At 56.7% G+C, this 11856-nt stretch carries 14 protein-coding genes; 8 read left to right on the top strand and 6 right to left on the bottom strand.

Features of this window, described 5'->3' with window-relative positions; translation table 11 throughout:
- Positions 1-40: 40 nt before the first annotated feature.
- Positions 41-958, bottom strand: coding sequence for a LysR family transcriptional regulator (locus OQ248_RS26580; protein WP_265814637.1), 918 nt, complete (start codon positions 956-958; stop codon positions 41-43).
- A 244-nt stretch (positions 959-1202) separates the two neighbouring features.
- On the opposite strand from OQ248_RS26580, the gene OQ248_RS26575 reads away from it, so the two are divergent.
- The 3 genes from OQ248_RS26575 to OQ248_RS26565 all read left to right on the top strand — a co-directional run bounded on the left by OQ248_RS26575 (position 1203) and on the right by OQ248_RS26565 (position 4279).
- Positions 1203-2726, top strand: coding sequence for a hypothetical protein (locus OQ248_RS26575; protein ID WP_265814636.1), 1524 nt, complete (start codon positions 1203-1205; stop codon positions 2724-2726).
- A gap of 132 nt (positions 2727-2858) precedes the next feature.
- Positions 2859-3296 carry a DoxX family protein gene (locus OQ248_RS26570; protein WP_265814635.1) on the top strand — a complete coding sequence of 146 codons (438 nt, stop codon included), beginning with the start codon at positions 2859-2861 and terminating at the stop codon, positions 3294-3296.
- An 83-nt stretch (positions 3297-3379) separates the two neighbouring features.
- Positions 3380-4279, top strand: a complete 900-nt coding sequence (locus tag OQ248_RS26565; RefSeq protein ID WP_265814634.1) for a pirin family protein — start codon at positions 3380-3382, stop codon at positions 4277-4279.
- Between the two features lie 81 nt (positions 4280-4360).
- Here OQ248_RS26565 and OQ248_RS26560 read toward each other — a convergent pair whose 3' ends face one another.
- Entirely contained in the window at positions 4361-5056 is a 696-nt protein-coding gene (locus OQ248_RS26560) for an NYN domain-containing protein (protein ID WP_085731817.1), read from the bottom strand.
- Between the two features lie 363 nt (positions 5057-5419).
- Here OQ248_RS26560 and mug point away from each other — a divergent pair, with 363 nt between their 5' ends.
- Entirely contained in the window at positions 5420-5926 is a 507-nt protein-coding gene (gene mug, locus OQ248_RS26555) for a G/U mismatch-specific DNA glycosylase (protein ID WP_265814633.1), read from the top strand.
- On the opposite strand, the gene OQ248_RS26550 is transcribed toward mug, so the two are convergent.
- Positions 5899-6531: a TetR family transcriptional regulator gene (locus OQ248_RS26550; protein ID WP_265814632.1), complete on the bottom strand. Its 633-nt coding sequence runs from the start codon at positions 6529-6531 to the stop codon at positions 5899-5901. The genes mug and OQ248_RS26550 overlap by 28 nt on opposite strands.
- 111 nt (positions 6532-6642) lie before the next feature.
- Between OQ248_RS26550 and OQ248_RS26545 the strand changes: the two genes are divergently transcribed.
- Complete coding sequence (locus tag OQ248_RS26545) at positions 6643-7299, top strand: class I SAM-dependent methyltransferase (protein WP_085731814.1); 657 nt, start codon at positions 6643-6645, stop codon at positions 7297-7299.
- Between the two features lie 136 nt (positions 7300-7435).
- Positions 7436-7939 carry a hypothetical protein gene (locus OQ248_RS26540; protein WP_265814631.1) on the top strand — a complete coding sequence of 168 codons (504 nt, stop codon included), beginning with the start codon at positions 7436-7438 and terminating at the stop codon, positions 7937-7939.
- A gap of 18 nt (positions 7940-7957) precedes the next feature.
- Here the strand turns inward: OQ248_RS26540 and OQ248_RS26535 are convergent, their stop codons facing one another.
- Both OQ248_RS26535 and OQ248_RS26530 read right to left on the bottom strand, forming a co-directional pair.
- Positions 7958-8338, bottom strand: coding sequence for a cytochrome c (locus tag OQ248_RS26535; protein WP_265814630.1), 381 nt, complete (start codon positions 8336-8338; stop codon positions 7958-7960).
- Positions 8335-8694, bottom strand: a complete 360-nt coding sequence (locus tag OQ248_RS26530) for a hypothetical protein (RefSeq protein WP_265814629.1) — start codon at positions 8692-8694, stop codon at positions 8335-8337. Before OQ248_RS26530 ends, OQ248_RS26535 begins: the two co-directional genes overlap by 4 nt.
- Before the next feature lie 384 nt (positions 8695-9078).
- On the opposite strand from OQ248_RS26530, the gene OQ248_RS26525 reads away from it, so the two are divergent.
- The gene (locus OQ248_RS26525) at positions 9079-9600 is read left to right on the top strand and encodes an AidA/PixA family protein (protein ID WP_265814628.1); all 522 of its coding nucleotides are present in this window, start codon (positions 9079-9081) and stop codon (positions 9598-9600) included.
- Between the two features lie 334 nt (positions 9601-9934).
- Entirely contained in the window at positions 9935-11245 is a 1311-nt protein-coding gene (locus tag OQ248_RS26520) for a glycosyltransferase family 39 protein (protein WP_347710553.1), read from the top strand.
- A gap of 47 nt (positions 11246-11292) precedes the next feature.
- Here OQ248_RS26520 and OQ248_RS26515 read toward each other — a convergent pair whose 3' ends face one another.
- Entirely contained in the window at positions 11293-11652 is a 360-nt protein-coding gene (locus OQ248_RS26515) for a hypothetical protein (RefSeq protein WP_114882967.1), read from the bottom strand.
- Between the last annotated feature and the right edge of the window lie 204 nt (positions 11653-11856).

The following is an 11856-nucleotide window of genomic DNA, read 5'->3' as shown; positions in this document are numbered from 1 at the left end:
CTTTTTTTCAGTGAAATATCAATTGGTTTTCGCGGGCGCTTCAGACAACCGTCACCTGCGCCTGGCTTTGTTGTACGAAACGCTCGATCAACCACCGCGCCGCCGGCCCCGGTGGCGCATCGGTGCGATAGATCGCGTCGAAGGTGTATTGCCCGCTGGTGTATTCCGGCAGATCCAGTTGCACCAGTCGGCCGGTATCCAGATCTTCCTGGATCATCGGCCGGGGCATGTTGCCCCAGCCGATGCCTTCGCGCAGCAGCATGTGCTTGGCGCCCAGGTCCGCCAGGCGCCAGGTGCGGTTGCTCAGCACAGCGAATTCCTTGTCTTTGGTCAGTTGCGAGCGGTCGGACAGCACCAGTTGCGTGTGCTCACGTCCGGCACCGGGAGCATTGGCTTCGGCGGTCGCCAACGGGTGATTCGGCGCCGCCACCGGAATCAGCTCGACGCTGCCGATGCCGATTCTTTCGATGCCGTTGATGCCGTCATTCATCGGCCCGCTGACACCGACCACCGCGCCGTGATTGATCACCAACTCGGTCACAGCACCGAGCGCTTCAATGTGCAGATGCAGGGCAACAGTGGGGAATTCCTCGCGAAAGGATTTCAGCGCATCCACCACGCGCTCGGCGGGCAGCATCACATCAAGTACCACGTGCACCTCGGCCTCGAGCCCCTGCAGCAGGCCTTTGACCTTGGCGCGCAAGCCATGCACGCCGTTGGCGATGGTCCGGGCTTCGGCCAGCACGGTGCGGCCGGCGTCGGTGAGTTGCGGTTTGCGGGTGGTTTCACGATCGAAGAGGGTGACGCCCAGTTGCATTTCGAGGTTGGCAATCGAGTAGCTGATCACCGACGTCGCCCGGTGGAGCTTGCGCGCCGCGGCGGCAAAACTGCCGACTTCGACGACGGTAAGAAAGACCCGCAGTTGATCGAGTGTCGGTGTGCCTGGGTCGGAGATCATGTCGGTGTCCTGGGACGAAGCGGTCAATATCGTTGGGCGATTTCAGGTAAATGGAAACATCTGCCTGACTGTCGAGAACAGCGTCGCGACAGAATGAGCAAGGCTCTGGAGAGTGGCAAGACGCAATGGGTAAAAGTACGGATCAATCTGCGTTACCGTCGGTCGTCACTGTAATTTCTGACAGTAGCCATCGCAGTTTCCACCGGTGTCTGATGACATTCAGGAGCGAAACGCCGGAGGAAGTATGAGAAATGGTCTGATATGTCTTGCATGCCTGTTGCTTATCGCCTGTACCAGGCCAACGATCAATGGACTCTCGGGCTCTGATGTATCCGCGTTCGAGGCGCAAGGTGCCGCTGTAGCAACTGCTCTGGCCAATCGTTATGTCGATACTCGTCGGGATTGCGGGAGTTCTTCCAAACCCGCGTTTCTGTGCTCCGGGGTTTTGTTTCGCGGCACAATTCACTCAACGCAGTATCACTTTTACAACCCCAGTCCGATTGCCGTCGAAAAGGGGGGCGTATCGTTTTCATTTCTGCGCAAGGATTCGCAGTATCGGCAGATCGATTCGACCTACGATCACGGCTTTATCTTTCATCCCGTTCTGGATATGCCGGTGGGTAAGCGGCACATCGAGATTCTATGTGTATTTCCCATTGATGGAGCTACCTTCGACCGGGACAAACCAGGCTGCGGCGCTCATATTGCCTATCCGCAGCAAAGCAAGCGCTGCCAATCCCAGGGTATTACCACCGCTGAGCAATGGCTGGCCCATACCGCGCAGCCCGGTGTCGCTCAGAGTTACTTTCAATGCAGTTTTGATGTTCGTGACCAGATGAACGACGCGGCAGCCGATTCGTTTTATCAAGCGATTCGCGCGATGACTTTGCACCAGGATGTCGCTTTCCATAGCCGCAATGAACTCATGCTGGCGACGTGGCCGCAGAACATCCCTGGGGAACTGCCGATTCAGGCGCTGTATTACACCGGTAATGGGCTCAAGTCCGCTCAATATGACCAGAAGGACTTCTTTGAGCAGACCGGGCTGATTCTGCCGGTCATACGAATCGAGCTCCCAGCGACACCTGCACATCTGGCAAGGTTTCTGTTCGATCCCAGAGATCAGGTATTCGATGAGCAAAGCAAGATTTTGCGGGTCAGCTCTCTTACCGCATCACCCCACGCCGATGCGTTCTCCTTTACCGTCGACAGTGGTTTTCCCCGCACCGGATTCAGTGGCGCCCGCTTTCGTATCAATGTGATCGGCGGAACCGCGCCTTACGTCTTCAGCAGTTCCGATCCGGCTCAAGCGACAATCAATCCAGGTACCGGTGAGGTCACCATGATTGGCCACACTCAAGTCGTGTTCAGCATCAGAGACGCCAATAATCAGATCGCGTACTACACGATGCCCAAAGCGAAACTCTGGTTTACGGCATTGGCCTGTCACATGAACTGGGCTGCAGCCAACAGCTATTCGGGCAGTCATGGTGTTGCCCTTGCGCAGCCTCAAGAACTGAATGGCGGCTATCTCTTGAGATATCCGGGGGCGTTGTATCCGGAATGGGGGGATATGGTCCGTGGATACGCTTGGCCGATTGGTGCGTACGATGGCACAAACAACTATGACCGAAGCATTCCCGAGTACTGGACCGCGCAGGCTGCTGCACAGGGCAATTACTACACGGGAGCCGTGACGTTAGGGTATCCCTATCAGCGTCCGGCGGCGTGGAGGCTATGTTCTGTGGCAGTGGTAAGAACACCTTGATTTCCATGCTTGCCAATTTTTTCGAACGTAACGATCTAAATTAGTCGGCTATTCAGATGAGCTGCCGAGGCGCAACATTTCTTCATCCGGACGGTTCAAGTCGAACCGGACCCCATTGAAGGAAATTCTCCCATGGCTACTTCTGCAAACATCGCCCAAGCAACTGCTGTACAGAACGCTTCCGACACCAAACAAGCCTCGGCTGCCTTGATCGGCCGCGTCTTGCTCAGCGGGATTTTCATCCTCTCCGGTTTCTCCAAACTGGCCGCGCCGGCCATGATGATCGGCTACATCGGCTCGGTAGGGCTGCCGCTGCCACAAGTGGCGCTGGCACTGGCAATCATCGTCGAAATCGGTGGTGGCCTGGCGCTGATCGCCGGCTACCGTACTCGCACTGTCGCCGCTGTGCTGGCCGCGTTCAGCGTGGTCACCGCACTGGCCTTCCACAATGCGCTGGCTGACCAGAACCAGTTCATCCACTTCTTCAAGAACATCGCCATGGCCGGCGGCCTGCTGCAAGTCGTGGCCTTCGGTGCCGGTCGCTTCAGCCTCGACGCCCGTCGCCGCTGAAAGCCGGGCGCCGCGAGGGACAGTTCCCTCGGGGCGCTTTGCCGTTTGTTGGTCGTTCCCCGCATCAGAATCGAGTAATCATCATGACCGTTCAGCAACACCTCTCCGGCTACACCCGCGAACCTGTCACTCACCGCACTCTGCGCTACCGCACCAGCGGCAGCGGACACGGCTCGATCGTGCGACTGATGAGCCCTTCGGATCTGGGCCAATTGATCAAACCCTTCGTGTTCCTCGACCTGTTCGAAGGCGAGGCCTCGTTCATTCACAACATGCCGATGCACCCGCACTCGGGGATCGCCACCGTGACGGTGATTACCGAAGGCAACCTGCGTTTCGAGGACGCCGGATCGGGCAAGGGCATGATCGATTACGGTGGCGTCGAGTGGATGCGCGCGGGCGGCGGAGTGTGGCACGGCAAGGAAATGTCGGTGGGCACGTCGCAGCGGATTCAGGGCTTTCAATTGTGGGTGGCTTTGCCGCCGGAGCTGGAGAACGCCAGCGTCGACAGCCAGTATCTTGAGTCTGCCGCGATGCCCGAGGTGGGGCCGGCGCGGGTGATTCTCGGCGCTCATCAAGGCGTGCAAAGCCCGGTTCGGGCGCCTGCCGGCATCAATTATCTGTTGGTCACGCTGAGTGCCGGCGAAACCTGGACTTACACTCCACCAAAAGGGCATGAGTCATTGTGGCTGAGCGTCAGCCGTGGGTTGCTGGCTACACCGGATCTGGTCAGCGCCGGCGAAATGGCCGTTTTCGAACCGGGCAACGGTGCCGTTACCCTGAAGGCCCTGCGCGATGGCACGGTGTTCGTGATCGGCTCGGCGCAGCCTCATCCCTACGATCTGGCATTGGGCAACTACTCCGTGCACACCAACCCGCAGGCCTTGCAAGAGGGCGAAGCGAAGATCGCGGAAATCGGTGGGCGGTTGCGTGAATATCTCAAGCAGGCGGATGGGGTTGATGCAGTGCCGGTGTTCAAGTAAGCCCCGGGGCTGGCCAGCCTTCGACACGATACCGAAGACGTGTTGATTTTCAGCTGGCCGCCTCCAATGCGGCGCATCTGTTTACGATGGCTTGGGGCAGGTGGAACGCAACCCATCGATGTGTTCCATCAATCCATCAGGGATGCTCTGCCACATCGGATCAAGTATGAAGTCAACGCCTTCGCGGCGAGCCATCTTCGCCGCAGGTACAAAGTCAGCGTCACCCGCAATGAGGACAATCTGATCGACCTGTTGCTTAAATGAAAGCGATGCGACATCGACGCCGATTCTCATATCTACGCCTTTTTGCCGCGTGTCTATGCTGACATCGGCCTCAGTCAAGTCTGATATCTGAATTTTGCCCTTGAGCAGATCGGCGATTCTTGCGGGTTTGATTGTCCATTTCACATCTTTCGACAGATGCCCCAGACGCAATGCCAACTTGCGTTTGCTTCGCAACCGAATGTGCAGCTCTCTACGAAAAACTGCCTCTCTGGATTTAGAGAAGTCCACGAGTTTTTTTGTTATCGGGTTGTGTTGCTTGGTGTCCAGGGGAGGGCAGTCGTAGAAGAAAATCCTGTAAAGCTCCTTTCTGGGACGTTGCTGTGGCCCTGAAGGTAAGCCACTTTGGCCAGAAAAGGTTCTGGACATCAGGTGAGCCGTTGCCCATCGGTGCACGAGATCGGCAGCGCGTTCGGCATTGAATGCGTTGTGAGGCTCAATCCTTCGAAATCGCTTGATGAAGTAGGCGCCGTCAACCAGAACCGCTGTGGGCATACATTCTTCCTGAAAACAAAAACGCCCAAGGGTTTGGCACGTCCTGGATGGTTAGGACGGCTTACTGCCTTGGGCGGGATGTGGGCAGATTAGGGAGAGATGACAGTGTCGTCAATCGTGCCATCTTTGTTTTTGGTCAAGGACGAGCCATCAATCCTGAATGTGCTCTTGATTTTGTCGATGAGCAGTGAGGTAGAAAGATAAAGTCTAAGGATTTGGCCCACAAGCCAGCGCTTTCTGACGTATTTGTAGGTTTTTGCGCTGGGGGCTGTAGCTTGAAAGAGTGGGTATTACTGCCTTGAACGGTCAATATCCAAGCGTAGTCGTACCGATTTGAGTATCTGCAATACAGGGGAGAAGTTGATGCTTGAAGACATCCTGACCAAAGGCCTGTCCGTGGTGTTCTGCGGGATCAACCCCGGCCTGTTGGCGGCGGAGCAGGGGCATCACTTCGCCGGGCGGAGCAATCGATTCTGGCGCACGCTGCATCTGGCCGGGTTCACGCCAGTTGAAGTAGCCCCGGAAAACGATCTCTCGATCCTGCATTACCACTGCGGGCTGACTGCCGTGGTGGAAAGGCCGACGGCGCGGGCGGATCAACTGTCGGCGCAGGAGTTCACCGCAGCAGCGGCGGATTTCGAGCGCAAGATCAAACGTCATGCCCCGCGTTATGTGGCGTTTCTCGGCAAGGCGGCCTATGCCGGGTTGTCCGGTAATAAGGCGCTTGAATGGGGTGCGCAGGACAAGACATTCGGCGGGGCGAAGGTGTGGATCCTGCCCAACCCCAGCGGCCGCAATCTCGCGTTCAATCAGGATCAACTGGTGACGGCGTACCGACAGCTTTATCTGGCTTCGAGCGCAACGACATAAGCGCTGAACATGTCCGCCATCGCCTCGGCACGGGCCGTGATAGCTTCGTCGGTGCGTGGGCTGAGTGAAAAATCCTTTCCCACCGAACTGAGCGTGGCCAGGATCAGATCACAGGCCTGAACGCGGGTCGACTCGCTGGCCTCGGGCAACAATTCAACCATGAACGCCTCAAAGGTGCGTTTGCCCGTCGCCCGCACTTCATGGGCCTCCGGCGCATCGCGATACAGCGGCGCCGCGTCGCTCAAGGCACCGCGCATCTGCGCTTCCTCGCACTCCGAACGTATAAATGCATGCACCAGCGTGCGCAGGCGCTCCAGTGGCGGCGCCTCTCGATTGTCGAGGATCCGCTGCAGCATCTGCGTAGTCTGGAGCCACTCATCACTCTGCAACCGAAACAGAATCGCTGCCTTGTTCGGGAAGTACTGATACAGCGATCCGACACTCACCCCGGCCTTCTCCGCAACCCGTGCCGTGGTGAAACGGGCCGCACCTTCCTTGGCCAAAACCTGAATAGCCGCTTGAAGAATCGCCGCCACCAGCTCGGCGGAGCGAGCCTGCTGCGGCTGTTTGCGTGAGGAAATACGGGCAGTCTGGCGGTCGGTCATGGGCGGCTCGGGCGTGAAGGGGGAATGCGAATAGCGAACGGGACCATTCGCTCGCATCATTGAATGCGACGAATCATTCGCATTTTAGCCCTCAACCGACGGAAAACCACCATGACGACTTTGACCGCCGAGCCTCTGGCCACCCTGATCGAACGCCTCTACACCCAGGCCAGCGCTGCCACCAGCCCGGTACTGAACTCCGTGTCCGACGCCGAGCGCGACCGCCTGATGCACAGTAAAACCGAATACCGCGAACTCTATGGAATGCTCAAAGACCTGTGGCTACCTGTCTCCCGGGATACCGGCAAACTCCTGTACATGCTCGCCCGCAGCATCAAGGCCAAAGCCATTGTCGAGTTCGGCACCTCGTTCGGCCTGTCGACCTTGCACCTGGCGGCGGCCCTTCGGGACAACGGCGGTGGAGTGCTGATCGGCAGCGAATTCGAACCATCGAAAGTCGAGCTGGCGCGGCACCACTTCGTAGAGGGCGGGGTCAGTGACCTGATCGAAATTCGCGAAGGCGATGCGCTGGTGACCCTGGCGAGCGGCCTGCCGGACACCGTCGATCTGCTTCTGCTCGATGGCGCCAAGGCGTTGTATGGCGATGTGTTGAGCCAGGTGGAAAAACAACTGCGCCCGGGTGCGCTGGTGATCGCTGACAACACCGACTACTGCCCGGAATACCTGGCCCACGTGCGCTCGCCAAAGAACGGCTACCTCAGCGTGCCGTTTGCCGATGACATCGAAGTGTCGATGCGCCTGGGCTGACACCAGTCGCTGCGAGGGTGCGCGCGGATTCAGCAGCGCACCCTCAAGGCGTTTTTCGGTTCGATCTTCCGTGCGCGCGACCGGATTGGGCTATCGTTTGAGTAGTCCTCACAGGGTCGCGATCAAGGAGTTGATCATGAATCGTCAGGAAGACCTCAACATCATCTGGAAGCGCATATTCTGGCTGTTCATCGCCTTGCTGGCGCTGGCGATTGCCGTCACTTACAGCCTACCTGACTACAAAGTGCCGTTTATCGTCTGTATTGCCGGGAATATCGGCGGCTATGTAGGGTTTCACAGACGGTTGTCAGCACTCACCGACCCGGAAATCGAAAACCTCTCCCGTTCATGGTTTGCGTTGATACTGCCTTCGTTCATCGGCGGGATACTGGCAGGGCTTTTGTATCTGTTGTTCCTTTCCGGTGTTATCCGAGGCGATTTGTTTCCGGTGATCACTCCAGACAGAGATCCGCAGTGTCTGAAGCAGATCTTCAACGATATTTTTTGCCAGCATGCGGAAGGGTATGCGGCCTACGCCAAGTTGCTGTTCTGGTCATTCGTGGCGGGCTTCAATCAGGACTATGTGGTTGACCTGATTGAAAACATAAAGGGCAGCGACAAAAACACGGACGAACGCTGAAGGGTAGTGCTGCCCGACTTAGTGCTGCTTTTCTGAAATGACATCCTTCATGTACTGATTCAAGTCGCGAAAGTCGCTGACGCTCCAGGCGTGCGGCGGTATTTTCACGCCATTCTCGCGCAAGGTTTTCGGGATCAGGTCGCCGTTCGGGCGAAGGATGATCGAGGACACGATCACGCCCGGGTAGTCACTCAATCGTTTCTTGAAGGCGGGTGTTGTCAGGTCGGGAGTAGGGGGATTGCTTTTTTTGGCCAACGGGCCGGTTCCCTTGATATCGGCACCGTGGCATACGGCGCATCGCTGTATATAGAGATTCTTGCCGCTGGTGCTGTCTGCGAAGGACTGTGTTGTCTGAATTGATAAACCGACAGACAGCAGGACGACGAGCGGTGTTCTCATGGCTGCCTGCCGATAATTACGTCTTTCCCCTGAAACTTTCGAACGGCACTGCTGAAGAGCAAGTAGTGCGCGCCTTGTGCGAGCAACACGGCAGTCGCCACTGCCAGAACGCTCAAATAAATATCGCTTTTCCAGAATGCTATCGCTGCACTCAAAACAGACTGAGCGGCGATGGCGCACAAGAACGCCAGAACCCTGCAAGCAATCACACTTCCGTTAAAAGCAAACAGTGCGACGACGAGTGAGATCGGCGTATAGCCAAAGTCCTTGGCTTCAGAACCGAAGAAGATCGGTCCTACAGAATAAACGACATATGAAATGACGATGAGAGCGAGAAACAGCGGTGGTGTTTTCATTGCGAGATCAGCTTTCGTCCGGTCTGAATGCTGGAAAAATCCGGCGCAATACTATCCAGATTATTTGTCGCTGTCGTTACTGGACGCTGTGGGTGTTGCACCCGGTTTATGCCATACGGCAAATGCCGGCAGCATTCGTCCGTCATTGGTTGATTGAACTGTCAGAAAATTGCTTGTAATCCTTTAGGTCTTCGGCTTGACCTGCACTGGATCAACACTTTGGCCACGACGTTTTTCGCTCCGTTTTTTCCGCGTCAACTGATCGCACGTTGACACCATAAAGCCATCTCCTATCGTTCTCCGCAGACCGCATCCAGGGACCGGATGAGCCGGACAGCCTTTGCGGGCGCGGTCGTTCATGCCATTCCAACAAGGAGCAGCAAAATGTCCAGTGCGACCAATACTTATGACGTGCTCGTCAATATTGATGCCGATTACCTGATTGCCCATCCCAACGACGTTGGCGGTGCGATTTCCATGCTGGTGACGCGCGATGCCGTCGATCCACATGCCAGCGGCAACACCGGCGAAGGCGGCAACGAGCTGTGGATCGATGTCAAAACCGGCGACAACATCCGCTGGCGTGCCACCACGCTGTCGCGCAACTTCGACCGCATCGCACAGATCAAAAACGTCCAGCCCGGCGACCCTCATCAGGGCGGCGATTACAAAGGCACCATCTCGACACCGGTCTCTTTCAACGTTCCGGGTGTGGTGATCTACCTGAACAAGGGGGCTCCCGGCGGTATTTCCAAAACCGATGTAACGTATTCACTGTGGCAAGCCACCGCTCTGAATCCAGGCAAACTGTGGTACACCATCAACTTCGCCTTGTACGACCGCGACCTTAACCAGATTGGTACCGACCACACCTGGGACCCCTACATCACCGTAAATAACCAGTAACTGAAAAGTACACAGCCCGGCCAGAGGCTCTTAGTCGATGACGAGAGTCTCTGGCCGGGCTTTTTGTTGTCTTTCATACGTCTTGTTCAGGGAGTGTTGGGGCGCGTCATGCTTGAATAGTGCCCTTCGTGGGCTAGGCTCAATTACAACTTTCCGGTTAACGGGCGACACGTTCCAGTGCTACCGGAGTTGAAGGATTTCAGCCAAAAAGAACAACTTCACTAAAGGGTTACCGATGGATCGATTTGATGCCCCGCTTGTTGTAGATCGCACTTGGCGGGCAGGCATGTTGAAAGGATTGATTGCAAGAAATCCATGCCTGAGCATTTTCTTCATGACACTGGCCGTGTTCATGGTGTTGCAGTACAAACCTGCTGTCCTCAACTACACCACACGCTTTGTCGACTTCGCCGAATACATGTTGCTGCACGGCGTCACGCTGTTTCCCATTGCCGATGACCTCAAGCCTTATCCCGACTACACGGTCCTCAATACCTTGTTGGTCTATCTGGTTTCCTTGCCGTTCGGCCGGGTGTCGATACTTTCCATGGGTTTTCCGTCATGCGTGGCGGCGTCCCTGATGCTGGTGTTCATTTATCGGCTGGGGGCGCTGCGCAGCAAGAGGTGGGGCGCGTACGGCGTGCTTTTCAGCCTGTTGACCTGGGCCTTTCTCGACGGCGTGAACTCGCTGGCGCTGGATATCTATCCGGCGTTGTTTACGGTGATGTGCTTCTATGTGGCCTATTCAGCCGAAATGAAAAAAGACCCGCGTCGCCTGGCGTTTCTGTACGTCGGGCTGGCACTGGGCTTTGCGTTTCGCGGGCCGATCGGTTTGATCGGGCCCGCCTGTGTCATCGGGGCTTATTATTTCCTGAGCCGCCAATGGCGCATGTTGTTGCTGTTTTCATTCCTGTCGGGCCTGATCCTCGCCGCCGGGGTTGTGCTGCTGGCATGGGCGGCGTACCTGCAAGGGGGGCAAACGTTCCTCGAAGACGTGCTTAACATGCAGGGCATCGGCCGCTTCGGCTCCGACCACGCGCCGCGCTATTACTTCTACTTCTCCGCAGGCCTGTTTACCTATGGCTTTACGGTGTTTTACGCCATCAACGTGATCCTGAAGAAGTACAAACTGTTCTTCCGCCCGACCCGCGACAAAGACATCAACCTGCTGCTCTATCTGACCGGGTGGCTGTTGGTGCTGCTGGTGCTGTTCACGATCCCAAGCTCTAAAAAAGCGCGCTACATCCTGGCAATCACCCCGGCCATTTCACTGCTGGCCGCGTACCTCTTCGTCAGCCAGGAAGCCGCCTTCGTACGCGCCAAAAACGGCCTGCTGAAGTTCTGCCTGAAGTTGCCCATGCTGGGGTTGGGGATGCTGGTTTCGGTGCTGGTCTACAACAACTTTGCTGAAGTCCCGTTACAGCCCAACTACCTGGGCGCAGGGTTGGGATTGATTGCGCTATTGAGCTTCTATCACGCCAAACGCGAGTACTTCGCCGAGCATCCTTATCGTGAGTTCATGACGCTGTCGTTTGGGGTAGGGGCGTTTTTGATTCTGGATATGTTTTTCTTCAATCCGATCACCTATCACCTGGAACTGATGATCGAGCCTACGCCGAAGTTTTTGCCGTATTGGTTTTGGTGAAGCGGATGTAGAAGCAGCCGTCGACTGCTTCTACAGCCACCCACCGCTTACGCCACTTCGACGTGATCCAGCGCCTGATTCACCGCCAACCCGGCGACCATCACCACCTGCGCAATCCCCAACGCCGTCTTGCGATGCGAGGGTTCGAGCGTGGAAGCAAAGTTATTCAACATTTCGGTTGCCGAACCCAGGGATTCGCTGGCATTGGCCAGCAGGGATTCAGTGTTGTACTTGGGATTGGCCCGGAACATCGGCTCGGGATCGATGCAGCACGACATCACCCGGGAAGACGGGGAGAGGTAGTGATCCAGAGCACGCTCGGCGGCGTCGTGGAATTTCTTCGAATCGGGAAATTCGTAAGGGGAGGTCGGGTCGGTTTCGGGTGGGTTGGGTGTTGGTTTGATCATGGTGTAACTCCTTGTGTCGTCATCAGGAGCCATCACCCACTCGCTACCAAACGATGGGTGGTGGCCATACGCAGGTTGGTAGACCGGGACACAAGGAGACCGGCGCACTCGAAAGTGCCCTGTGCATGGCCACCATAAAACCGGGACGATTGAACGCCGCAATGGTGAGCCTTGCTTCTTGTGTTTACTCGGGCTACCAAACCC

The organism is Pseudomonas sp. COW5, assembly GCF_026240005.1.
Classification (GTDB): domain Bacteria; phylum Pseudomonadota; class Gammaproteobacteria; order Pseudomonadales; family Pseudomonadaceae; genus Aquipseudomonas; species Aquipseudomonas kribbensis.
This window is presented reverse-complemented; position numbering and strand designations above follow the sequence as displayed.

What these genes read in the sequence shown, in the direction of transcription:
- OQ248_RS26560 (WP_085731817.1), bottom strand. Translation starts at nt 5,056, where the DNA reads ATGCCCACAGCGGTTCTGGTTGACGGCGCCTACTTCATCAAGCGATTT.
- OQ248_RS26575 (WP_265814636.1), top strand. Translation starts at nt 1,203, where the DNA reads ATGAGAAATGGTCTGATATGTCTTGCATGCCTGTTGCTTATCGCCTGT.
- OQ248_RS26540 (WP_265814631.1), top strand. Translation starts at nt 7,436, where the DNA reads ATGAATCGTCAGGAAGACCTCAACATCATCTGGAAGCGCATATTCTGG.
- OQ248_RS26525 (WP_265814628.1), top strand. Translation starts at nt 9,079, where the DNA reads ATGTCCAGTGCGACCAATACTTATGACGTGCTCGTCAATATTGATGCC.
- OQ248_RS26570 (WP_265814635.1), top strand. Translation starts at nt 2,859, where the DNA reads ATGGCTACTTCTGCAAACATCGCCCAAGCAACTGCTGTACAGAACGCT.
- OQ248_RS26535 (WP_265814630.1), bottom strand. Translation starts at nt 8,338, where the DNA reads ATGAGAACACCGCTCGTCGTCCTGCTGTCTGTCGGTTTATCAATTCAG.
- OQ248_RS26565 (WP_265814634.1), top strand. Translation starts at nt 3,380, where the DNA reads ATGACCGTTCAGCAACACCTCTCCGGCTACACCCGCGAACCTGTCACT.
- mug (WP_265814633.1), top strand. Translation starts at nt 5,420, where the DNA reads ATGCTTGAAGACATCCTGACCAAAGGCCTGTCCGTGGTGTTCTGCGGG.
- OQ248_RS26520 (WP_347710553.1), top strand. Translation starts at nt 9,935, where the DNA reads ATGACACTGGCCGTGTTCATGGTGTTGCAGTACAAACCTGCTGTCCTC.
- OQ248_RS26515 (WP_114882967.1), bottom strand. Translation starts at nt 11,652, where the DNA reads ATGATCAAACCAACACCCAACCCACCCGAAACCGACCCGACCTCCCCT.
- OQ248_RS26545 (WP_085731814.1), top strand. Translation starts at nt 6,643, where the DNA reads ATGACGACTTTGACCGCCGAGCCTCTGGCCACCCTGATCGAACGCCTC.
- OQ248_RS26530 (WP_265814629.1), bottom strand. Translation starts at nt 8,694, where the DNA reads ATGAAAACACCACCGCTGTTTCTCGCTCTCATCGTCATTTCATATGTC.
- OQ248_RS26550 (WP_265814632.1), bottom strand. Translation starts at nt 6,531, where the DNA reads ATGACCGACCGCCAGACTGCCCGTATTTCCTCACGCAAACAGCCGCAG.
- OQ248_RS26580 (WP_265814637.1), bottom strand. Translation starts at nt 958, where the DNA reads ATGATCTCCGACCCAGGCACACCGACACTCGATCAACTGCGGGTCTTT.